This window comes from Ornithinimicrobium sediminis, assembly GCF_021272345.1.
GTDB lineage: Bacteria > Actinomycetota > Actinomycetes > Actinomycetales > Dermatophilaceae > Ornithinicoccus > Ornithinicoccus sediminis_B.
In genome coordinates this window covers 70,295-93,159 of the sequence record NZ_JAJSDQ010000001.1, presented here as the reverse complement: position 1 = coordinate 93,159, position 22,865 = coordinate 70,295, and the positions used below count along the sequence as shown (strand labels likewise).

Here is a 22,865-nt window from a genome sequence, read left to right as displayed (position 1 = left end):
GAACCTGACGCTCACGCGACTAGCCTGCTGTGTCGTGAGCACACCGGCCTCCCCGACCCCGCGCCAGACGACCTTCGGACGGGTCGCCGCGGCGATCGTGGGGGCCGAGGCCCTGGCGATCACCGGTTTCGCCGTGTTCTACCTGCTGGAGCTGCTGCAGGGGCAGGGCAGCGACCCGGTCGTCGTGATCATGTCGATCGTCACGATGCTGGTCTTCGTGGTCGGCCTGGGCTACGTGGCCTACGGGCTGTGGACCCGCCACCCCCGGGCGCAGGCGCCGGCGATCGCCGCCAACGGGCTGCTGGTGCCTCTGGGGATCGCGATGTTCCAGTTCGCGCCGACCCTGGTGGCAGCGGCGGTGCTCGTCGGTGCCGTGACCACGATCGTGGCGACGATCGGGATGGGCCGGCTGGACGACTGACCAGGGGCTTCGGCTGGTCACGGTGTCACCCCGGGCAGCGCCACCTGCACCGGCTCGCAGGTGCCGCGATGCACGAGCACACCCCGTCCGGGCACGGCCGGCCCACCGGTGGGCACGGACACGCCCAGCGGCCCGCCGTCCCCGGAGCCCCGCGGCTGCAGGACCACCCCGGTGCGCGAGCGGGCCGTGAGCGGCACGAGGCCGCGGTAGGCCGTGACCGCCCGCTCGGTCTCTGCAGCGACGACCAGCGCGCCGGGCCCGCCCGGGCCAGGCCCCCTGGGGCCGGGTGCCCGCGCCCCCGCATGTGCGGCGCTGCCGCTGGTGAGCGAGGCGGCCCAGCGCAGGACCACCTCCTCGACGGCGGTGTCCGTGAGCTGCTCGGCGTCGTCGACGAGCACGCAGGGGCCGGGCCTGCCGGCGAGCTCGTCCGCCAGGTCGGCGGCAGCCCGGCCCGGAGCGACCCGCACCACGCGGTGCCCCGATCGGCGCAGCTCCTCCGCGAGCGTGTCCAGGACGGTGCTCCGGCCGCTGCCCGGTGGTCCGAGCACCAGCGCCGCGTCCCCGCGCTCGGGGGAGAGTGCCAGGACGGTAGGGCCGCCCTCGTCACCACCCAGCCCGAGCAGCGGCTCGCCACCGCACGCGGCGCCGGGCGGACGGCTCCCGGTGAGCTCCTGCAGGGTGCACCGGGTGGGCAGCTCGACCACGCGCCACGGACGCCGGTCGGCGGGCACGGCGGTGGCACGGTGGACGATGCTGTCGACCGTTGCGGCGAGGGCAGCCACCTGCGACGCCCCGGCCGGGTCGTCACCCGGCACGGCGACCTGCGCAGTGACCCCGTCCCGGGTGCGGACGGCCCGCCCCGGTGGCATGGTGTCGGGGATCTGCTCGCGCCGCAGCCCCGCGAGCATGAGGTCGGTCGGGTCGGCGAGGCGCAGTGCCCACACGCACGGCAGCAAGGCGGACACCCGCCCGGTCAGGAGCGTGCGGTCACCGGTGACGACCGCGACGATGCCGACGGCCGGTCCCTCGGCCAGCAGACGCAGGGCGGCCTCCAGGCCGGAGCCGCGGCCCTGCTCGGCCTGGGCGCCGGCGAACCTGCCCCACCCGTCGACCACCCACACCAGGAGCGGCCACGGGTCGGGACCTGCGGACTGCTCGGCGTACGAGGTGAGCCCGGCCGCGGCCAGTGCCTGCCGGCGCTCCTGGAGGGTCGCGACCAGCCTGGCCAGGACACGGGCGGTGCGCGCCGGCTCCTCCGGCGTGACCAGCGCGCCGGTGTGCGGTGCGGCTCCGAGGACGGTCAGGCCCGAGCCGCTGTCGAAGCAGTAGAGGTGCAGCCGGCCGGGGTCGTGCCGCTGGAGGAGCCCGCCCAGCACGGTCCGCACGAGCGTCGTGGCGCCGGCGCCGGGCGCGCCCACGACGGCGAGATGGCTCTCCTGCACCGGGTCCCAGCAGGCCGGTGCCTGCCGCTGCTCGCTGGGCAGGTCGAGCAGGCCCCAGGGCACCGCGAAGGGCCGCGCGCGTCCTGGCACGGGCGTCTCCGCATCCGGCACCTGCGCATCCGGCACCTCGGCCGCCGTCAGCACCGTTGGCAGGGGCGGCAGCCACGGGGACGCAGGAGCCGCAGCGCTCAGCGCCGAGGCGGCCTCGGTGACGGCCGTGACGACCAACGGGAGAAGCCCCGGCGTCGAGCCGTCGGTCGAGAGCTCGTCGACCTCCTCCTCGACCCAGGGACCCGGGACCGGCCGGACCCTGGGGCCCCGCGCCGGGTCGGTCTCACCTGCAGGCCCGGCCACCCTGGCGACCTGCACCAGGCGAGGGGCCTCTGCCCCGGTGCGCAACAGGGCGCGGCCCGGCACCCCTTCCGGCAGCGCGGCCGCGGAGGGGGAGTCGAGGACGTCCAGCGAGTCGGAGGTGTCGCGCAGCCGCAGGGCGATGCGCAGGTTCATGTTGGCGCGCACGTCGGCGGAGACGATCCCGGCCGGTCGCTGGGTCGCGAGGACCAGGTGGATCCCCAGGGACCGCCCCAGCGCCGCGATGCGGACCAGTCCGTCGACGAAGCCGGGCAGCTCCTCGGCCAGGGCACGGAACTCGTCGATGACGATGACGAGCCGGGGCAGGCCGGTCTCCGGGTCGGTGGCACGGTAGCCGGTGAGGTCGCGGGCGCCCACGTCGGCCAACAGCCGCTCGCGACGCTTCAGCTCCGCCCCCAGCGAGGTCAGCGCGCGGTCGGCCAGATGCGGGTCGAGGTCGGTCACCAGCCCGACGCAGTGCGGCAGGGCCGCGCAGTCCGCGAAGGCCGACCCGCCCTTGTAGTCCACGAGCACCATGACGAGCTCGTCCGGCCGGTTGACCACCGCGAGCGAGGTGACCAGGGTGCGGAGCAGCTCCGACTTGCCCGCTCCGGTGGTGCCCGCCACCAGGGCGTGGGGGCCGTCGACCGCCAGGTCCACCGCGACCGGACCCGCCGGTCCGAGGCCCAGGACGCACCGGGTGCTCCGCGGTGCCTCCCGCCATCGTCGGCGCAGGGACGCCGCGTCGGCCGCCTCGGGCAGCACCCGGGGCAGGGTGACCTCGTCCGGCAGCTCGGTCTGCGGGCCACCTTCCGCGGCGGCCACGGTGGTCCATGCGGCGGTCCGCCGCACGGTCCTGGCCGCGCGCGCTGCGGTCAGCAGGTCCGGGGAGAACGGTCTTCCGAGGGCGCCGACGTGCAGCACCGCGGTCCAGGCGTCGACGACCTCCACGAGGTGGTCGACGCGGCCCAGGGCGTCGGAGGTGGCCGCCAGGCGTAGCCCGAGCGCGGCAGCGGCCGGCACGGCAGGCGACGCCGCGCCAGGGCCATGCCCCGGCGGCGCGTCGGCCAGGCGTTCGTCGAGCACCAGTGCGGTGTGCTGCCGCCGGTCGCGCAGGTGGGGTGCCCATGCCAGCCACTCCCACTCCGCGTCTGCCCGGGGCAGGACGAGCCTGAGCGTCGCGGGGTCGTAGGCCAGGAGCACCTGCGTCAGCAGGCTGCGGGCCAGGGCCCGGGTGTGCTCCACGGGCCCGACGAGGCCGAGCACGCCGGACCACTCCAGCAGCACGGGGACGTCGCGGCCGACGACCGGCACGTCGTCGAGCCGCACCGAGGTCGGCTCCTCACCGCGCCCGAGCCGCACGACGAGCCGGGGTCGCCGGTCCTCGTCCGGCAGCCCACGGTGGGGCCGACCGTCGTGGCCCTCGTCGTCGCGTCCGGTCGAGGAGCGGGACCACAGCGGGCGGCAGGGGTCCTCGCGCACGGTGACCCACCAGCGGGCGAGGTCGGGGTGGCCGGCGCGGGCGAGGTCCACCTCCGCGGCCACCGCACGCGACACCTGCGCCCGTCGCTCGCGCAGGACCTCCGCATGCCGCGAGCACGCCCGTGCGTGCTCCGTGCGCCGCTGCCGCCGCTCCCCGAGGTGGCTGCCCAGCGCCATCGCCGGCGCCATGAGACCGAAGAGGACCAGCAGCGGCATGCGCAGCACCACTGCCAGCCCGAGGGAGACCAGCAGCGGCAGCAGCCACCCCAGTACCGGTGGGGCGGTGACCACGGGCTGCTCCGGAGGGGGCGGCAGACGCACGTCCACCGTCCGCGGTGAGGACCGCCCCCACGGCACCGGGGTCACCACCAGACGGCCCTCTCCGTCGGGCACCCGGTGCAGGGGCACGGCAGGGTCGTGCACCAGCTCGAGCACGCTGCCACCGATGTGGAGGCGCTCGCCGGGGGACCAGGGGGTCTGCGAGGTGACCCTTCTCTCACCGGTGACGTCGCTGATCACGGCGCCGTTGGTCGACCCCGTGTCGGTGACCACGACGCCCGCGCGGGTCGCCAGCACCGTGCAGTCGTGGCGGGACAGCGCCTCGTCGGCGACGACGAGCCCGCACGAGGGGTCCCGCCCGATGCTCACCTTGCCACCTGCCGGAAGCGGCACGCAGGCGCCGCAGTCGGGTCCCTCCACCACCCTGACCTCGGCAGGGGAGCGGGTGGGCTCCTCCCTGGGCCGTGTCCGTGCGGCGGTGAGGCGCAGGGTGGACCCGTGCAGCAGGGGCGGCCGACCGACGACCGCGTCCGCCGGCACCGGGTCCGGCGAGCCGGAAGGCGTGGCGACGGCATACGAACGCGGGTCGGCGGGCCACCCCCGCGGCAGCACGGCTGCGACCTCGGACCAGGCACAGGGTGCCTGCGTGACGACCTCCACGTGCTCCGCGCGCCGGCCGTCGGTGAGAGTCAGCAGCAGTCTCATCGGCGGATGGTGACAGGAGGGTGGTGACCGGCGCAGAGCTCGTCCACAGCACGCCCGTGCACACCCGCCGCGTGCCCTACGGGCCTGGTGTGGACGTCCACAGGGGACCAGGGTGTGGCAGCGCCAGCGCATACCCTGGGCACGTGCCCACCACCATCGCCCCTGATCTCGACGTCCTGCTCGAGGCTGCTGTCGAGGCCGTCGGCGGCACGCAGCGGCCGGGCCAGGTGCAGATGGCCGAGGCCGTGCGCGACGCGGTGCAGCACGAGGAGCACCTGCTGGTGCAGGCAGGCACGGGCACCGGCAAGTCCTTGGCCTACCTGGTGCCGGCGGTCGCCCACGCCATGGCCACCGGGAAGCCGGTCGTCGTGGCCACCGCGACCCTGGCGCTGCAGGCCCAGATCATCGACCGCGACCTGCCGCGGATCGCCGACGCGCTGCGCGGGCCGATGGGTCGGCGACCCACGTTCGCGCTGGTCAAGGGTCGAGCCAACTACCTGTGCAAGCACAAGCTGGTCGGCGGGTTCCCGGACGAGGACGAGGACAGCCTGCTGTCCGTCGGCGCTGTCGACGCCGACCGGTCCCGGCTCGGGGGGGAGATCCTCCGGCTGCGGGAGTGGTCGGAGGTCACCGAGTCGGGCGACCGTGACGAGCTCGTGCCGGGGGTGAGCAACCGGGCCTGGCGACAGGTCTCCGTGAGCGCACGGGAGTGCCTGGGCTCCCGCTGTCCGCTGGCGGGCGAGTGCTTCGTCGAGCAGACCAGGGAGGCCGCACGGGAGGTCGACGTGATCGTGACCAACCACGCGTTCATGGCCATCGACTCCTTCGAGGGCCGGCAGATGCTGCCCGACCACGACCTGCTCGTCATCGACGAGGCGCACGAGCTGACCGACCGGGTGACCTCCACGGTCACCGACGAGCTGACGGCGACGACCGTGACCGCGGCGGGCAAGCGGGCCGCTCGGTACGCCGACACCGACCAGCTCTCCGACGCCGCTCAGGACCTGCAGGACGTGCTCGACCAGCTGCCCGAGGGCCGGTTGGCCAACGGCCTGCCGGAACGGCTGGCGACGGTGCTCGCCGCCGTGCGTGACGCCGCCCGCGGTCTGCAGAGCGAGCTGAAGGGGGAGGCCAAGGAGGCCGGCGACGGCGCGCGGCAGGTGGCGCGGGCGGCGGTCGACGAGCTGTTCACGACCGCCGAGCGCGTGCTGGCCGAGCGCGAGCTGGACGTCGCGTGGGTGTCCCAGGACCCCCGGCGCGGGGCGGTGCTGCGCGTCGCACCGATGAGTGTCGCGCTGCTGCTGCGCGAGAAGATCTTCGGCGACCGCACGGTGGTGCTCACCTCGGCGACCCTGGAGCTCGGCGGCTCGTTCGACGCCGTCGCCGCCACCCTGGGTCTGCTGGGCGAGGACGCCCCACGGTGGCAGGGGCTCGACGTCGGCAGCCCCTTCGACTACCCCCGGCAGGCCATCGCGTATGTCGCAGCGCACCTGCCTGCGCCGGGGCGTGACGGGGCCGCACCCCAGGTCTTCGACGAGATCGAGGCGCTGGTGCGTGCAGCCGGCGGCCGCACCCTCGGGCTGTTCAGCTCGCGACGCGCGGCCGAGGCTGCCGCGGAGCAGCTGCGCACACGGCTGCAGGACACCGGCATCACCGTGCTGTGCCAGGGCGACGACCAGACCCCCACCCTGGTCCGCCAGTTCGCGGAGGACGCCGGCACCTGCCTCTTCGGCACCCTGTCGCTGTGGCAGGGCGTCGACGTGCCGGGCTCGGCCTGTCAGCTGGTGCTCATCGACCGCATCCCCTTCCCCCGACCCGACGACCCGCTGTCGTCGGCGCGCACGGAGGCCGTCGGCCGCCGCGGCGGCAACGGCTTCATGGCCGTCTCGGCCACCCACGCCGCGCTGCGCCTGGCCCAGGGGGCCGGTCGTCTCGTGCGACGCAGTGACGACCGGGGGGTCGTGGCGTTCCTCGACTCGCGCATGATGACCGCTCGCTACGCAGGCTTCCTGCAGCGCTCGCTCCCGCCCTTCTGGCCCACGACGGACCGCGAGCTCGTGCTGGGCGCACTGCGCCGTCTGGACCAGACGGCTCCGCCACCGGTCCCGGTGCAGCACCCCACGAGCCGCCCCGCGGCCGGGCCGCCGCCGGTCGCCCGCTCGCCCCGCACCGCGGTGACCGGCGGGCACGCCTGGACCGACGAGCAGGATGCCGAGCTGCGTGACGGGCTGGAGTCCGGGGTGAGCGTCGAGGAGCTCGCGGACCACCTCGAGCTGGCCCCCGACCTGGTGACCACCCGCATCAACCAGCTCGGGCTCGTGGCGGGTGCGTCGTGAGCACCCCCGTACCCCCGGCATACACCCTGGTCACCGGACCGGAGGAGGTGCTGGCCGACCGTGCCGTCGACAGCATCGTGAGCCTGGTGCGCGAGCACGAGCCGGACACCGAGGTCGTGCGTCTCTACGCCGCGACCTACGCCCCGGGGGACCTGGGTGTGCACGCGAGCCCCTCGCTCTTCGGCGGCGGCTCGGTCATCGTCGTCCACGACCTCGACGAGGCCGACGACCCCCTGCTGGAGGACGTGCTGCAGCTCCTCGACCGGCCCGCGGAGGGCATCCACCTCGTCGTGCGTCACAAGAGCGGCAACCGCGGCAAGCGTGTCCTCGACGCCTTGCGCAAGGGCGGCGCCCGGGTCATCGAGGCCAAGGCCATCAGGTCCGAGGCCGACAAGACGGCCTTCGTGGTCGAGGAGTTCCGCACGGCCCGGCGGCGGGTCGAGAAGGAGGCGGCGCTGGCCCTGGTCCAGGCGGTCGGCAAGGACGTGCGCGAGCTCGCGACCGCGTGCGCCCAGCTGGTGCGCGACACCACCGGCGTCGTGACGGTGACCCAGGTGGAGACCTACTACGGCGAGAAGGTCGAGACGACGGGGTTCAAGGTGGCCGAGGCGGCCCTCTCCGGCGACGAGGCCGAGGCGCTGCGGCTGCTGCGGCACGCGATGACCGGCGGCCTCGACCCGGTGCCGATCATCGCGGTCCTGGCCATGCAGCTGCGCCAGGTGGGCCGGGTCGGCGCGGCCGGGCGGGCCAGTGCGAGCAGCGTGGCCAAGGACCTCGGCATCGCGCCCTGGCAGGTGGACCAGGCGCGCCGGGTGGCGCAGGGCTGGGACGGTGACCGCCTCGGCCGTGCCATCGAGGCCGTGGCGGCGGCGGACGTCGACGTCAAGGGTGGCCTGCGCAACGCCCTGACCGTCCCCAGGTCCCCGGAGTACGCCGTGGAGCGCGCGGTCACGGTCATCTGCCGGGAGCGGCGCAGCCGCTGAGTTTGGGTCCGGTGCCTGCGGGGCGGTAACGTTGCTCCTTGCGTGCGCGCTCAGGTCGTGCGCGCATGCAGCATCACCACCGCGAGACTCTTTGCAGGGTGCCCCACGCCCGGTCCCGAGTCCCGCGACTGTCGCCCTCAACGACACACACCTACCGACCGAGCAGGAAGACACTTCGTGGCAAACATCAAGTCCCAGATCAAGCGCGTCAAGACCAACGCCAAGCGCACCGAGCGCAACCGTGCGCACAAGTCGGAGCTGCGCACCTGGATCCGCAAGTTCAAGACCGCCCACTCCAGCGGAGACGCCGAGGCCACGCAGCAGGCGCTGCGCGACGCCTCCCGCAAGCTGGACAAGGCCGTGACCAAGGGTGTCCTGCACAAGAACCAGGCGGCCAACAAGAAGTCCGCGATGGCCAAGCAGGCCGCCGAGCTCGGCTGAGCGCAGCCGGGCTCGCCGGCTCGGGCCGGCCACGCTGCGAGGGCGTCCACCCCACCGGGGGAGGGCGCCCTCTGCGCTACGATGACGCACATGACTCCGGCCTGCGTGCAGCTCCTTCTTACGCAGCCGCGCTGACGACGCACCACCCAGCGCGGCTGACCCCTCGGGCACCGAGGGGCTTTTTTGTGCACGCACCCGCCCGCCAGACGAGCAAGGACGAGCTGATGAGTGACGACACCCCCCGCCACCGGTACACCGCGGCCGTGGCCGACCAGATCGAGCAGCGCTGGCAGGACCGGTGGGACACCGCGGGCACCTTCCACTCCGCCAACCCGGCCGGGCCGTGGGCCGAGCCGCAGGACCCTCGCCTGCAGGAGGGCCGCGGACACCTCATGGTGATGGACATGTTCCCCTACCCCTCGGGCGCCGGGCTGCACGTCGGCCACCCGCTGGGCTTCATCGCCACCGACGTCTACTGTCGCTACCAGCGCACGACGGGGCGCAACGTGCTGCACACCATGGGCTTCGACGCCTTCGGTCTGCCGGCCGAGCAGTATGCCGTGCAGACCGGCCAGCACCCCCGGGTCACCACCGAGCGCAACATGGAGATCTACCGTGCCCAGCTGCGCAGGCTGGGGATGGGCCACGAGCTGCGACGTTCGTTCGCGACGATCGACCCCGACTACTACCGGTGGACCCAGTGGATCTTCACCCAGATCTACCACAGCTGGTACGACCCCGAGACGGTGCGCCCGGACGGCGGCACCGGGGCGGCACGGCCGGTCAGCGAGCTGGTCGCGCAGTTCGAGACCGGTGGACGCGAGACCCACGACGGGCAGCCCTGGGCCGACAAGACGGCGAAGGAGCGTGCTCTCGAGCTGGACCGGCACCGGCTGGCCTACGTCTCCTCGGCACCGGTCAACTGGTGCCCGGGTCTGGGCACGGTGCTGTCCAACGAGGAGGTGACCAGCGAGGGCAAGTCCGAGCGCGGTGACTTCCCGGTCTTCAAGCGCAACCTGTCCCAGTGGATGATGCGCATCACCGCCTACGCCGACCGCCTGGTCGACGACCTGGACCGGCTGGACTGGCCGGAGAAGGTCAAGCTGATGCAGCGCAACTGGATCGGCCGCTCCACCGGGGCCACGGTGCGCTTCACCGTCCCGTCGGCGAGCCCCGGCCACGACGGCGGCCGGCCGGTCGAGGTCTTCACGACCCGACCGGACACGCTCTTCGGCGCCACCTTCATGGTCCTGGCCCCGGAGCACCCGGGCCTGGCCGAGATCGTGCCCGACGCCTGGCCCGAGGGCACAGACCCGGTGTGGACGCATGGTGCGCAGTCCCCGCGGGCCGCGGTGACCGCATACCAGCAGCAGGCCTCGACCCGCAGTGACCTGGAGCGTCAGGCCGACACCAAGGCCAAGTCGGGCGTCTTCACCGGTGCCTTCGCGACCAACCCGGTCAACGGCCGGCCGATCCCGGTGTTCGTCGCCGACTACGTGCTGATGGGCTACGGCACCGGCGCCATCATGGCCGTGCCTGGGCAGGACCAGCGCGACTGGGACTTCGCCACGGCCTACCACCTGCCCATCGTGCGCACCGTGCAGCCGACCCCGGACCACCCGGAGGACCAGGCGTTCACGGGCGAGGGACCGGCGGTCAGCTCCGCCAACGACGAGGTCAGCCTGGACGGGCTCGACGTCACCGAGGCCAAGGAGCGGATCATCGCGTGGCTGAGCGAGCGTGGCCTGGGGGAGCCCACCGTCACCTACCGTCTGCGGGACTGGCTGTTCAGCAGGCAGCGCTACTGGGGCGAGCCGTTCCCGGTCGTCTGGGACGACGAGGGTGTGGCGCACACGGTGCCCGACCACATGCTGCCCGTCGAGCTGCCCGAGGTGCCGGACTACAGCCCGCGCACCTTCGACCCGCAGGACGCCGGCTCCTCCCCGGAGGCGCCGCTGGCCCGCGCCGAGGACTGGGTGACGGTCGAGCTCGACCTGGGTGACGGGCGCGGGGTGCGCACCTACCGGCGCGAGACCAACACCATGCCCAACTGGGCCGGTTCGTGCTGGTACTACCTGCGTTACCTGGACCCGGCCAACGACGCTGCTCCGGTGGACCCGGCGGTGGAGGAGTACTGGATCGGCCCGCGGGAGCAGACCGTGCCCGGTGCCCCGGCCGGGGCGCAGGACCCCGGCGGGGTCGACCTCTACATCGGCGGTGTGGAGCACGCGGTGCTGCACCTGCTCTACTCCCGCTTCTGGCACAAGGTGCTGCACGACCTGGGCCACCTGAGCAGCGAGGAGCCCTTCCGGCGTCTCATCAACCAGGGGATGGTCGAGGCCTACGTCTACCGTGACGAGCGCGGCTTCCCGGTGCCGGCGGCCGAGGTCGAGGAGCACACCGACCCCGCCGGCGGGCCCTCCACCTTCACCTGGCGAGGTGACCCGGTGACGCAGGAGCAGGGCAAGATGGGCAAGTCGCTGAAGAACGTGGTGACGCCCGACGAGATGTGCGAGCAGTACGGCGCGGACACCTTCCGGGTCTACGAGATGTCGATGGGCCCGTTGGAGCAGTACCGGCCCTGGGAGACCCGTGCCGTCGTCGGGTCGCACCGCTTCCTGCAGCGGCTGTGGCGCAACGTGGTCGACGAGGAGACGGGCGCGGTGCGGGTCGCCGACATCCCGATGGACGAGGCGACTGCGCGGGCGCTGCATCGCACCGTCGACGGCGTGCGCACCGACTACGAGGCCCTGCGCTTCAACACGGCGATCGCCAAGATGATCGAGCTCAACAACCACCTGACCAAGCTCGCGGAGGTGCCGAGAGCGGCCGTGGAGCCGCTGGTGCAGATGGTGGCTCCGGTGGCGCCCCATCTGGCCGAGGAGCTGTGGTCACGGTTGGGCCACGACGCGTCGCTGGCCTACGAGCCGTTCCCCGAGGCCGACCCGGCTCTGCTGGTGGAGGACACGGTCACGGCGGTGATCCAGGTCAAGGGCAAGGTGCGTGACCGCATCGAGGTGCCGGCCGACATCGACGAGGGCGAGCTGCGCGAGCGGGCCCTGGCCACCGACCGCATCCGCGACATCCTCGGGGACGGGGCGGTGCGCACGGTCATCGTGCGGGCCCCCAAGCTGGTCAACATCGTGCCGGTCTGAGGGAGGGGACCCTGCCGTGAGCACTGTCGTCGTCACCGACTCGACCGCGTGCCTGCCTGCCTCGATGGCGCAGGAGCACGGGGTCGAGGTGGTGCCGCTGCACGTGGTCGTCGGTGGCCGCACCTTCGCCGAGGGCGTCGACATCACCCCCGGCGAGGTCGCCGAGCTCCTGCGACGGGGCAAGGAGACGGTGAGCACGTCCAGGCCCTCGCCCGGAGAGCTCGTGCAGCACTACCGAGAGATCGCCGCCCGGCGTGGGGCCGACCACCTCGTCTCGGTGCACCTGTCCTCCCGGATCAGCGGCACCCTGGAGGCGGCAGAGCTCGCTGCGGCCACGATGGCCGGTGAGTTGCGGGTCACGGTGGTGGACAGCCGGACCCTGGGGATGGCCATGGGGTATGCCGTGCGCTCGGGGGCCGACGCCGCAGCCGCCGGGAGCACGGTCCAGGAGGTGGTCGACGTGGTGCGTCGCCGGGCCGCGCAGGCCTGCGCCTGGTTCTACGTCGACACCTTGGAGTACCTCCGGCGTGGCGGGCGGGTCGGCGCCGCCCAGGCACTGGTCGGTGGCGCCCTGTCCATCAAGCCGCTGCTGCAGGTCAGCGACGGCCAGGTGCAGCCCTGGGAGAAGGTGCGCACCCGCGGGAAGGCCCTGGCCAGGCTGGAGGCCCAGGCTGTGCAGACTGCACGCGAGCTGCGGGAGCAGGGCCGCGACGTGTCCGTGGCGGTGCACCACCTCGGCTTCGCCGAGCGTGCCGCAGAGGTCACCGACCGGCTGGCGGCGGCCCTAGCGGACTGCGAGGTCCAGCTGGTCGAGCTCGACGCGGTGCTCTCGGTGCACACCGGACCAGGCACCGTGGCGGTCGTCGTGTCGCCCGCGTAGCCGGTCACCCGTTCGATCCTCCACAACCGCGGCGCCTGAGCCGTCACGTCCACAGGCTCGACCCGCTCGAGGCTGCCGGGTCCTGAGGGTTCCTAGCGTGCGGTCATGGCACACGGCGAGGACCGGATGGAGCGCCTGCTGGGGGCTCTCGGGGTCGGCCCGGGCGAGGTCGACGGTGAGGTGCCCGAGGGCCGGCACCGACGCCGTGAGGGGGTGCCCCTCCTGCGCCTACCGGCCGCGCTGCGCTCGGCTCAGGTCCGGGTGCCGTCGGCGGCGGTGGGAGGCCTGGTGGCGGTGCTGGTCGCCGTGGCTGTCGTGCTCGGGGTCCGGGTCGCCTGGGCCGAGCGGACCGCGGCTCCCACCCCCGTGCCGGTCGCGACGACGGCGCCCACCGGAGGTGCTGGGGGGCAGGAGGCGCCCACGCGACCCGAGGGCGGCTCCACGGACCCCGCACTCCCCGGAGGGACCGGGGCCACCGCCGTCCCGACGGACACCTCACCCACCGCAACCACACCTGCGGTGGCCGACCTGGTGGTGCACGTCATCGGTGCCGTCACCGAGCCGGGAGTCGTCGAGGTGCGGCCCGGCGCGCGGGTCCAGGACGTCGTCGACCGGGCCGGCGGTCCGCGCGAGGACGCCGACCTCGGCCGCCTCAACCTGGCTCGCGTGGTCGCCGACGGGGAGCGGGTCTGGGTGCCCGTGCACGGGGAGGAGGCGCCGGACGAGGTGACCGGGCCGTCCGCGCTGCAGGCACCGGGTGCACCGTCCACCGCCGGTGCCGACGGTGCGGCTGTCAGCGCCGTCGTCGACCTCAACAGCGCAGACCAGGGGCTGCTGGAGTCGCTGCCGGGGGTGGGCCCCGTCACGGCGGCGGCGATCCTGCAGTGGCGCGCCGACCACGGACGGTTCTCCTCGGTGGACGAGCTGGTGGAGGTCAGCGGGATCGGTCCGAAGACGCTGGAGACCTTGCGACCGCACGTCACGGCAGGCCCGTGAGCGCACCGGCGGACGGTGCGCCGGAGGCCTGCCGTCGCCTGGACCTGCGCCTGCTCATCCCGGCGCTGGTCGCGTGGGCGGCCGCCGTCGTGATGCTCCCTCACCCACCGCGCTGGCAGCTGGCCGGGGCCGGGGGCGCCGTCGTGGTCGGCACGGCCACAGCCGTGGCGCTGCGAAGGCTGGCGCGACCGGCCGCGGTCGTGGTGGGCGGGCAGGTGCTGCTCGGCTCGGTCACCGTCGTGCTGGTCCTGCTCGCCGCGGCGGGTCACGGCAGCATCGACCGCGCCGGCCCCGTCCTCGAGCTCGCGGAGACGCGAGCCGTCGTGCAGGTGACCGGCCGGGTGCTCACCGAGCCGCGGGTGGTGCAGCACAGTGACGAGCGTGCCGACCTGGTCGTGCTGCGGCTGCGCGTCGAGCAGGTCACCGCCCGCGGGAGGACAAGCACCCCCCGCACACCCGTCCTGGTCCTTGCCGAGGCCGGCACCGGATGGGAGGACGTGCGCTGGCATGCCCAGGTCGGCACCGTCGGGCGGCTGTCCCCGTCGCGGGAGCCCGGCGGGGACATCGTGGCCGTGTTCTCCCCGCAGGACGGGCCGGCGACCCTGTCCCCGCCCTCACCGTCGGTGCGCTGGGCCGAGCCGGCGCGGGAACGGCTGCGTGCGGCGGTCGACCCGCTGCCCGTCGACGCCCGGGGTCTCATCCCCGGACTGGTCATCGGTGACACCTCGCTCACCCCTCCCGAGCTCACCGACGCGATGCTCGACACCGGCATGAGCCACCTGTCGGCGGTCAGTGGCAGCAACGTGGCGATCGTGCTCGGCGCGGTCGTCGTGCTCTGCGGCTGGACCGGGGTGCCTCGCCGGTGGCGCGCGCCGCTGGCCCTGGTGGCGCTCGTGGGCTTCGTCGTGCTGTGCCGCCCCGAACCCAGTGTCCTGAGAGCAGGGGCGATGGGGGTCGTGGGCCTCGTCGCCCTGAGCGCGGCGCGGCGGCGGGTGAGCCTGCCCGCGCTCGCCGTCGCGGTGGTCGTGCTGCTGTGCGTCGACCCGTCCCTGGCGCGCTCCTACGGCTTCGCCCTGTCGACCCTGGCGACCCTCGGCCTGGTGGTCTTCGCCCGCCCCTGGGGTGATGCGATCGCCCGGCGGTTGCCTCGCCGGGCCGCCCTGATGGGTGACGCCATCGCCATCCCCCTCGCTGCCCAGGTCGTGTGTGCGCCGGTGATCGTCCTGCTCCAGGGCAACATCAGCACCGTCGCGGTGCTCGCCAACCTGTTGGCCGCTCCGTTGGTGGCGCCCACCACGATCGCCGGCATCGCGGCGGCCGTCGTCGGGGTGGTGTGGCTGCCCGGCGCCGTCCTCGTCGCCTGGCTCGGTGCACTGCCCGCCTGGCTGATCGGGCGCATCGCCCGGGTCTGCGCGACCGTGCCGATGGGACAGGTCGACTGGGTCGACGGTCCGGCCGGTGCCTGGCTGCTGACCGGCCTGACGGTGCTGCTGCTCCTCGCCGGTCCGCGGCTGCGGTGGGAGTGCGCCCGCCACCCGTATGCCGCCGGGTCGGCCCTGCTGCTGTTCGCGGCCGTGCTGCTGCCGGTGCCGGGCCCGTCGGGATGGCCGCCGCGCGGATGGGTGGTGGCCGGCTGCGACGTCGGCCAGGGCGACGCGTTCGTGGTCCCGACAGGGCCCTCGTCCGCCGTGCTCGTCGACGCAGGGGCCGACCCGGAGCTGGTCATGGCCTGTCTGCGTCGACTGGGGGTGCGCCGGCTCGACGGCCTGGTCCTCAGCCACTTCCACGCCGACCACGTCGGCGGGGTGTCCGGAGTGGTCCAGGCCGTGCCGGTGGGCGCGGCCTACGTCACGTCGGTCCGGGACCCACCGGTGCAGGCCGACCGCACGCGGGAGCTGCTGGCCGCTGCGGGTGTGCCGGTGCACGAGGTCGTGGCAGGAGACCTCCTGCAGTGGGGTGGTGTCCGGGCGCGGGTGCTCTGGCCGGACGGCGGGCTCGGCGCCACCGTGGGCGCCAACGACGCGAGCCTCGTGCTCGACGTCGACGTCGGCCGCACGCGGGTGCTCTTCACCGGTGACATCGAAGAGCTCGCCGCCGGCCGGCTACGGCGGCTCCTGGCCGGCCAGCGGGTGGACGTCCTCAAGGTGGCCCACCACGGCTCCGCAGACCAGGACGCCGCTCTGGTGCAGGGGTTGGCCGCCCGGGTCGCGATGATCGGCGTCGGAGCCGACAACACGTTCGGCCATCCGGCGCCGAGTGCGCTGTCGCTGCTGCGCAGGTCCGGTGCGGTGGTCCTGCGCACCGACCTGGACGGCGACATCGCCGTCGTCGAGACGGGCGACGGGTGGGCTGTCGCCGCACGGGGTGGATGAGCGCGCGCTGGCCCAAAGACGGCAAAGATGCTGAGGTGACACAGGAGGGCTCGGCCACCCGGCGGGCTCGGACTAGGAGAGGCGGGCCCATGACCGGTCAGCAGGACGGCGACGTGCCGCAGGAGTACCAGGACAGCACGCAACAGCCGTCCGTCGAGGACGGGACGGACATCGGACGGCCGGCCGGTGGGCCTGTCGTGCACGGCGAGGGCCGACACGCGCCGGAGTCGGCAGCCGGGAAGGGGGCTCGGACAGAGCGGCGCGAGCCGGCCACCGAGGGGGGCAACCTCGTCCAGCTGCCCGAGGGTGCGACCTTCGGCACCTCGGAGGAGCCGTCGGCGCAGCGGCGGGAGGAGCTGGCCCGGTTCGCCGGACAGGCGCAGGAGGAGATGCAGAGCGGGGCCGAGCACGAGCACGAGCACGGTGACGGGCCGCAGGACGGTCACGAGCACCACGCGGGGCACCAGCATCACGGCGGACACGACCATCACGACGACCAGGAGCATCACGACGATCACGGACCTCACGACGGTCACCGGCACGGCCAGGGGTGATCCGGTCCGACGCGGGCGCGGTCAGGCGTCGCCGGTGTCCAGCTCGCGGGCGCTGGCGCACAGCGCGTCGAGGGTGGCCTTGACCGCCGGCACGCGCTGCAGGTCGGGGGTCGTCACGACCTGGACAGCCCGCCGGGAGCCAGGATGCACCGGCCTGGTCACGACGTCGGGGTGCGTGACCGAGTGCAGGATCAGCCGTGGCACCAGGGCGACCCCGAGGCCGGCTGCCACCAGGCCGAGCACAGCGACGTAGTCCTCGGTCTCGAAGGCCACGTCAGGACGGAAGCCGGCGCTGCCCGCCAGGGAGAGCAGGTGCCCTCGGCACCGGGGACACCCGGCGATCCACGGCTCGTCCGCGAGGTCGTCGAGCTCGACGACCTCGGCACCTGCCAGCCGGTGGTCCGCCGGGAGGGCGACCATGACGGGGTCGGTGAGCACGTCGAGGACCACCAGGCCCTGCAGGTCGTCCTCGCCCCGGCCCGCGTCGGTGCCGTCGTAGGTGAACGCCACGGCGAGGTCACAGGTGCCCTCGCGCAGCGCGGCCAGGGACTCCGGAGGCTCAGCCTCCGAGAACTGCACCGTGATGCCGGGGTAGTCGGCCTTGACCTTGGCCAGCGCCTTGGGCACCAGGGTCGCGGAGGAGGAGGGGAAGGCCATGAGCCGCACACGACCTGCCTGGAGGCCGGCGATGGCGGCCACCTCCGCCTCGGCGTTGTCGAGCGCCGCCAGCACGTGGACGGCATGGCGGGCCAGCACCTCGCCGGCCTCGGTCAGCCGGACACTGCGCCCGTTGCGCTCGACCAGGATGGTGCCGGACCGCTGCTCCAGCCTCCGCACCATCTGCGAGATGGCGGGCTGGGTGTAGCCCAAGGAGTGGGCGGCAGCGGTGAAGCTGCCCTCGTCGGCGATCGCTCGCATGACACGCAGCCCGGCAGCATCGAACATACCCCGAAGGATAACCCGAGGTGATGCGGATCAGAATCCGGGCGGCGGAGGAGGAGGTGGTGTGCCGTAGCCGGAGCGCGGCCCGTCCTGGTCGGGCCCGGACCCGGTCGGCGAGGGCTCGGTGGGTGCCGTGCCGGCCCCCGGGGGCGGGGGTGCCGCAGCGGCACCCGGTGGGGGCGGCGCCGCGACGGTGCCCGGTGCCGGCGGCGGGGGGCTCGACAGGGCCAGCGAGCCCAGCCGGCCCTGGCTCTCGAACTCACGCAGGGCGTCCAGGGCGCGACGGCGAGCGTCCTCGTCGACGGCCCGGCCCTGCTGCTCCATGAACGCGATGATCCCGAGGTCGCGCAGGTAACGGTCGGTCTCGACCTGACCTCCGGTCTGGGTGGCCTGGGTCAGCGCGGAGTCGGCCTGACGAGCCAGGTCGGTGGCAGCAGCCTTGGCCTTGTCGAGAAATCCCATGTCGGTCGCTCCTCGCTGCATCAGGGGCCTGTTCGCCCGCTCCTCTTCGGAGGATAGTGGCCCCCACAGCCGACACGAAAGGGGATGTGCCGCCATGACGCTGCACGGATCGTTGTTCCGCGACCACCAGGAGAACCCGTCCACGGACCCGTTCGTCCTCCAGAACAAGAAGCTGCTGAAGGTCTCGATGGCCTACGGGCCCGTGCTGGCACGGGGCGGGACGATGGTTGCCTACCAGGGGGATGTCCGGTTCACCAACCGGGGTTCCGGTGGTCTGAACAAGCTCATCAAGTCGAAGGTCACCGGTGAGGGCGTCTCGGTCATGACCTGCGAAGGGTCCGGAGAGCTCTTCCTGGCCGACCACGCCTCGGAGATCCAGGTGCTCTACCTGGAGAACGACGAGATCTCGGTGAACGGCCGCTCCGTGCTGGCCTTCTCCTCCTCGATCGACTGGGACATCCACCGCATCCAGGCCCGCGGAGCGATGACGACGGGGGGCCTCTACAACGTCTCGCTGCGCGGCACCGGCTACGTCGCCATCACGACCAAGGGCGAGCCGGTCGCCTTCGACGTCGCGTCGGCTCCGACCTTCGCCGACGCGGACGCCGTGGTGCTCTGGACCGCGGGGGTGCGCATGGACCTCAAGATCGACACCGGGGGCCTGGGCTCGGTCATGCGTGGCGGCACGGGCGAGCTGGTCCAGATGGCGTTCTCCGGCCAGGGCCATGTCGTCGTCCAGCCTGCGGAGAACGTGCCGCAGGGCAACCAGCAGTCCTCGCAGCAGTCGGGGCTGGGCGGGTTGCTCAGCTGACATAACGCGTCATGAGGACAACGACACGAAGTGTGTCGTTGTGTCATCGCCTGGCCTGCGTCATCGTGGAGGTATGCAGGAGCTCGCCGACGCCCGCGCCGCCTTCGCTCCGAGCCGCGGCTACCTGAACGCGGCCACCATGGGGCTGCCGACCGTCAGGACCGTCGAGGTGATGCAGGAGGCTCTCCTGCAGTGGCAGGCCGGCGAGGGATGTCCGGTGGCCTACGACCACGCCGTGAGCGCAGCCCGCGCGGCATACGCTCGCCTGGTCGGCGTGCCGCGCGGGCACGTCGCGGTCGGTTCGCAGACCTCCGTCTTCGCCGGCATGGTCGCCGCGTCCCTGCCCGACGGGGCCGAGGTGGTCGTCATCGCGGAGGACTTCACCTCGGTCGTCTTCCCGTTCCTGGTGCAGGCACCGCGGGGGGTCCGGGTGCGCCAGGTGCCGCGCGAGAAGCTGGCTGGTGCCGTGACGACCGGCACCGACCTGGTCGTGTTCAGCCTGGCGCAGAGTGCCTGCGGCTGTCTGGTCGACCTCGACGCCGTCCTCGAGGCAGCGAGGCGGCACGGGGCGATGACCTTCTGTGACGTCACGCAGGCGGCAGGGTGGATGCCGGTCGATGCCGACCGGTTCGACCTGACGGTCTGCTCGGCCTACAAGTGGCTCTGCCAGCCGCGGGGGACCGCCTACCTCACCGTGCGGCCCGAGGTGGCCGACCGCCTCGTGCCGGTCGACGCAGGGTGGTATGCCGGGGAGTCGGTCTGGGACTCGGTCTACGGCCCCGAAATGCACCTGGCGCAGGATGCCCGACGCTTCGACGTCTCGCCGGCCTGGCTGTCCTGGGTGGGGGCGGTGCCGGCGGGCGAGCTGTTCGCCGCGCTCCCGGTCACCCAGGTGCGCGACCACGACGTGGCCCTCGCCGACGGGCTGCGTGAGCGTCTGGGGCTCCCGGCCCAGCAGCGCCCCGTCGTGACGGTGCCCGACGTGGACGGCCGGGTGAGCGCAGCCCTGGAGTCTGCGGGAGCACGCGTGGCCTCGCGGGCCGGGTCCGTGCGCATCGCCTTCCACCTCTGGAACGACGAGGACGACGTCGACCTGGCGGCCCAGGCTGTCCGGGGCGTCAGCGCCGGCACCCCCGTCCTGCGCTGAGCCGCTGCGCCGCAGACACGCTCGCTGACCTGCGCGCCCGGAGCTACCGACGGGTATCATGGCGCCGATCCAGCCGTCCTCGGGGGAGGAACGAGTTCACCTGCGACCATGCTCGCGCCCTCTGCAGTGCCCGCCCGTTCCTGTGCCCACGGGGGGCCCTTACGCGTCCTCGTCATCGAGGGCGAGACCTTTGTCACTGCGCTGATCAGCAAGGCCCTGCGCTACGAGGGCTGGCAGGTCCAGAGCGCCCCTACCGGCGCCGAGGGCGTGCGCCGAGCACACGAGTTCGCACCCGACCTGGTCGTCCTGGACACCTCGCTGACCGACGTACGGGTGCGGGACGTCGCCCGCAAGCTGCACACCGACGGGCTGGACCTGCCCCTGCTCTTCCTGGTCCCTGCGGGTGGCGACGCGGAGGCCCAGGGTCTGTCCAGCGCGGCCGACGACTACGTCACCAAGCCGTTCTCGGTCGAGGAGGTGATCGCGCGTCTGCGTGCCCAGGTGCGCCGGCTGGGACTGGTCGAGGAGAGCGTGCCACCGACCATGAGGGTCGGTGACCTGGAGCTCGACGAGGAGACCCGTGAGGTCTTCCGCGAGGGCGTGGAGATCGCGCTGACGGCGACCGAGTTCGAGCTGCTCCGCTTCATGATGCGCAACCCCCGGCGCGTCATCTCCAAGGCGCAGATCCTCGACCGGGTGTGGCCCTACGACTTCTCCGGGTCGACATCCGTGGTGGAGCTCTACATCTCCTACCTGCGCCGCAAGATCGACCTGGACCGCGACCCGATGATCCACACCAAGCGCGGCTCCGGATACCTGCTCAAGCCTGCGGCCTGAGGCGACCGTCGGCCGGCTGACCTACCCTGTTCCCGTGACCGGCGTCACCACGCTTCCGCCTCGCACCCCCGTCGACGAGCAGGGGTATGCCGCAGTGCGCGGGCTCCTGCAGCAGGGCGGTGTCACCGTCCTTACCGGAGCCGGGATGTCGACCGCGTCCGGCATCCCCGACTACCGCGGTCCGGACGGCCGGCGGAGGGTGCAGCCCATGCAGTACTCCGAGTTCCTCGGCTCGGCGGACGGCCGACGACGCTACTGGTCGCGGGCCTTCTCCGGATGGGAGCGGTTCGCCGCCGCCCGGCCCAACGCCTCCCACGAGGCCGTCGCGGCGTGGCAGGCCGCCGGAGCCCTGCGTGGGCTCGTCACCCAGAACGTCGACGGGTTGCACCAGGCCGCCGGTGCCTCCGACGTCCTCGAGCTGCACGGCAACCTGGCGCGGGTCGTGTGTCTGGACTGCTCACGCACCTACCCGCGGGCGCTCATGCACGCCTGGCTGCGTGCTGCGAACCCTCTCTTCCGGGTGGACACCGACGAGGTGCGGCCCGACGGCGACGTGGTGCTCAGCGAGGCGCAGGTGGCCGGCTTCCACCTCGTGCACTGCCCGAAGTGCGGGGGAGACCGGTTGAAGCCGGACGTGGTGTTCTTCGGTGGTGCCGTCGACCGGACCCTGGTCGACCGGGCGTTCGCGCTCGTGGAGTCGGCGCGGTCCTTGCTGGTCCTGGGCTCGTCCCTGCAGGTCATGAGCGGCTACCGGTTCGTGCGCCGGGCCGCGGCCATGGGCGTCCCGGTGGCGGTCGTGACCCGTGGAGGCACCCGCGGCCACCGCGAGACCGATGTCCACCTGGACGCCCTGCTGGGGGACGTGCTGCCACGGCTGACGGTGGACCTGCAGGCGTGAGGGGCAGGCGGTCGACCGGGGCCGTAGGGCGACCGGATGCTCTCCGAGGTCACACCCGCCGCAGCACCGCGGTGACCTTGCCGAGGATGACCGCGTCCTCGCCGTCGATGGGGTCGTAGGCCTCGTTGTGGGGCATGAGCCACACCTTGGTGGCCGTGCGCTTGAAGGTCTTCACGGTGGCCTCGTTGTCGAGCATCGCCGCGACGATGTCACCGTTGTCGGCCGTGGGCTGGCGCCGCACGACGACCCAGTCGCCGTCGCAGATGGCGGCGTCCACCATGGAGTCGCCCACGACGCGCAGCAGGAAGAGGTCGCCGTCGCCGACGATCTGCTTGGGCAGCGGGAAGACGTCCTCGATGGCCTGCTCGGCCAGGATGGGTCCGCCGGCGGCGATCCGGCCGACGACGGGCACGTAGGAGGCAGCGGGCCGCTCGTCGCCGACGCCGGTCTCGTCGGGGCCGGCATCGACGGTGTCCGGCTCCACGTGACGGCGGTAGCCCGACGGTGCGCCTTCACCCACGCCCGGGAGCACGACCTCGATCGCCCGGGGCCGGTGGGGGTCACGTCGCAGGTAGCCCTTGCGCTCCAGCATCTTGAGCTGGTGCGCCACCGAGGAGGGGGAGGTCAGTCCCACCGCCTCGCCGATCTCGCGCAGGCTGGGCGGGTAGCCCCGCTGGTCGACGGAGTCGCGGATGACCTCGAGCACCCGCCGCTGACGGGCAGTCAGCTCGGTCGCACCCTCGCGCTCCGGCAGCTCATGGACCTTGGCCATCGACTCCCAACCCCTCTCGGTCACACAACCCCAGGTCAGCAGGTCTGTCGGTGGTGCCTGCTCGAATACCTGTCGTGAAGACATCGTACGAGTTTGCGACACCCGGGACAAACATGTGTTCGACCGGCGTGTCGACATTGCCGTACATCCGTGCTACAAAGTGGACAGACGTGCGATCGAACGCATGTGCCAACGGAGGAGGAACGATGAGCGCAGCAGCGGCCCTTCAGGACCCCACCGCCCAGCCCTGGGGCGGTCAGCCTCGTCGAGGGCACCTTCGCCTCGTCCCCGCCGCTCCGGACACCGAGGCGGCCCCGTCCCTCCGCCTGACGCGCCGGGGGCGTCTCACCAGGACGCTGGGCGTCCTGCTCGCGCTCGTGGTCGCTGCTGGCGCAGTCCTGCTGACGGTCCTGCCTGCCGACGCCGGCAGCGAGATCGTCGTGCAGCCTGGTCAGACGCTGTCGGAGATCGCGGTCACGCACCTGCCCGACCTGACGCCGGACCGTGCGATGGTGCAGATCCAGCGCGCGAACGGCATGAACACCGGGCACGTGCAGGCCGGGCAGACCCTGGTGATCCCGAGTCGCTGACGCCGCGGC

General features: G+C 73.2%; 18 protein-coding genes. 14 read left to right on the top strand and 4 right to left on the bottom strand.

Features of this window, described 5'->3' with window-relative positions; genetic code table 11:
* Positions 1-34: 34 nt before the first annotated feature.
* Positions 35-421, top strand: a complete 387-nt coding sequence (locus LVO85_RS00390) for a hypothetical protein (protein WP_232745361.1) — start codon at positions 35-37, stop codon at positions 419-421.
* A 17-nt stretch (positions 422-438) separates the two neighbouring features.
* Here LVO85_RS00390 and LVO85_RS00385 read toward each other — a convergent pair whose 3' ends face one another.
* Positions 439-4,680 carry an FtsK/SpoIIIE domain-containing protein gene (locus LVO85_RS00385; protein ID WP_232745359.1) on the bottom strand — a complete coding sequence of 1,414 codons (4,242 nt, stop codon included), beginning with the start codon at positions 4,678-4,680 and terminating at the stop codon, positions 439-441.
* 143 nt (positions 4,681-4,823) lie between these two features.
* Between LVO85_RS00385 and LVO85_RS00380 the strand changes: the two genes are divergently transcribed.
* The 8 genes from LVO85_RS00380 (at position 4,824) to LVO85_RS00345 (ending at position 16,397) form a co-directional block, all read left to right on the top strand.
* On the top strand, positions 4,824-7,016 hold the full coding sequence (locus LVO85_RS00380; protein ID WP_232745357.1) for an ATP-dependent DNA helicase: 2,193 nt from the start codon (positions 4,824-4,826) through the stop codon (positions 7,014-7,016).
* The gene (gene holA / locus LVO85_RS00375; RefSeq protein ID WP_232745355.1) at positions 7,013-7,999 is read left to right on the top strand and encodes a DNA polymerase III subunit delta; all 987 of its coding nucleotides are present in this window, start codon (positions 7,013-7,015) and stop codon (positions 7,997-7,999) included. The genes LVO85_RS00380 and holA overlap by 4 nt, the downstream gene beginning before the upstream one ends.
* 177 nt (positions 8,000-8,176) lie before the next feature.
* A complete protein-coding gene (gene rpsT, locus LVO85_RS00370; protein ID WP_232745354.1) occupies positions 8,177-8,440 on the top strand; it encodes a 30S ribosomal protein S20 in 264 nt (87 codons plus the stop codon).
* Between the two features lie 224 nt (positions 8,441-8,664).
* Complete coding sequence (leuS, locus tag LVO85_RS00365; protein WP_232745353.1) at positions 8,665-11,595, top strand: leucine--tRNA ligase; 2,931 nt, start codon at positions 8,665-8,667, stop codon at positions 11,593-11,595.
* A gap of 16 nt (positions 11,596-11,611) precedes the next feature.
* Positions 11,612-12,475, top strand: coding sequence for a DegV family protein (locus LVO85_RS00360; protein WP_232745351.1), 864 nt, complete (start codon positions 11,612-11,614; stop codon positions 12,473-12,475).
* Between the two features lie 105 nt (positions 12,476-12,580).
* Complete coding sequence (locus tag LVO85_RS00355; RefSeq protein ID WP_232745349.1) at positions 12,581-13,471, top strand: helix-hairpin-helix domain-containing protein; 891 nt, start codon at positions 12,581-12,583, stop codon at positions 13,469-13,471.
* Positions 13,468-15,843, top strand: a complete 2,376-nt coding sequence (locus LVO85_RS00350; protein WP_232745348.1) for a DNA internalization-related competence protein ComEC/Rec2 — start codon at positions 13,468-13,470, stop codon at positions 15,841-15,843. Before LVO85_RS00355 ends, LVO85_RS00350 begins: the two co-directional genes overlap by 4 nt.
* 89 nt (positions 15,844-15,932) lie before the next feature.
* Positions 15,933-16,397, top strand: a complete 465-nt coding sequence (locus tag LVO85_RS00345) for a hypothetical protein (protein ID WP_232745346.1) — start codon at positions 15,933-15,935, stop codon at positions 16,395-16,397.
* 21 nt (positions 16,398-16,418) lie between these two features.
* Here the strand turns inward: LVO85_RS00345 and LVO85_RS00340 are convergent, their stop codons facing one another.
* Entirely contained in the window at positions 16,419-17,342 is a 924-nt protein-coding gene (locus LVO85_RS00340) for a LysR family transcriptional regulator (protein ID WP_232745345.1), read from the bottom strand.
* A gap of 30 nt (positions 17,343-17,372) precedes the next feature.
* On the bottom strand, positions 17,373-17,801 hold the full coding sequence (locus LVO85_RS00335) for a hypothetical protein (protein ID WP_232745342.1): 429 nt from the start codon (positions 17,799-17,801) through the stop codon (positions 17,373-17,375).
* A 94-nt stretch (positions 17,802-17,895) separates the two neighbouring features.
* Here LVO85_RS00335 and LVO85_RS00330 point away from each other — a divergent pair, with 94 nt between their 5' ends.
* The 4 genes from LVO85_RS00330 (at position 17,896) to LVO85_RS00315 (ending at position 21,494) form a co-directional block, all read left to right on the top strand.
* Positions 17,896-18,612 (top strand): AIM24 family protein, encoded by a 717-nt coding sequence (locus LVO85_RS00330; RefSeq protein WP_232745340.1) that lies wholly within the window; start codon positions 17,896-17,898, stop codon positions 18,610-18,612.
* 73 nt (positions 18,613-18,685) lie between these two features.
* A complete protein-coding gene (locus tag LVO85_RS00325; protein ID WP_232745338.1) occupies positions 18,686-19,759 on the top strand; it encodes an aminotransferase class V-fold PLP-dependent enzyme in 1,074 nt (357 codons plus the stop codon).
* Between the two features lie 108 nt (positions 19,760-19,867).
* Positions 19,868-20,596, top strand: coding sequence for a response regulator transcription factor (locus tag LVO85_RS00320; RefSeq protein ID WP_232745336.1), 729 nt, complete (start codon positions 19,868-19,870; stop codon positions 20,594-20,596).
* A gap of 34 nt (positions 20,597-20,630) precedes the next feature.
* Complete coding sequence (locus LVO85_RS00315) at positions 20,631-21,494, top strand: Sir2 family NAD-dependent protein deacetylase (protein WP_232745335.1); 864 nt, start codon at positions 20,631-20,633, stop codon at positions 21,492-21,494.
* 49 nt (positions 21,495-21,543) lie between these two features.
* Here LVO85_RS00315 and lexA read toward each other — a convergent pair whose 3' ends face one another.
* Positions 21,544-22,266 carry a transcriptional repressor LexA gene (lexA, locus tag LVO85_RS00310; protein WP_232746157.1) on the bottom strand — a complete coding sequence of 241 codons (723 nt, stop codon included), beginning with the start codon at positions 22,264-22,266 and terminating at the stop codon, positions 21,544-21,546.
* Between the two features lie 206 nt (positions 22,267-22,472).
* Between lexA and LVO85_RS00305 the strand changes: the two genes are divergently transcribed.
* On the top strand, positions 22,473-22,856 hold the full coding sequence (locus LVO85_RS00305; protein WP_232745334.1) for a LysM peptidoglycan-binding domain-containing protein: 384 nt from the start codon (positions 22,473-22,475) through the stop codon (positions 22,854-22,856).
* The last annotated feature ends 9 nt before the right edge of the window (positions 22,857-22,865 follow it).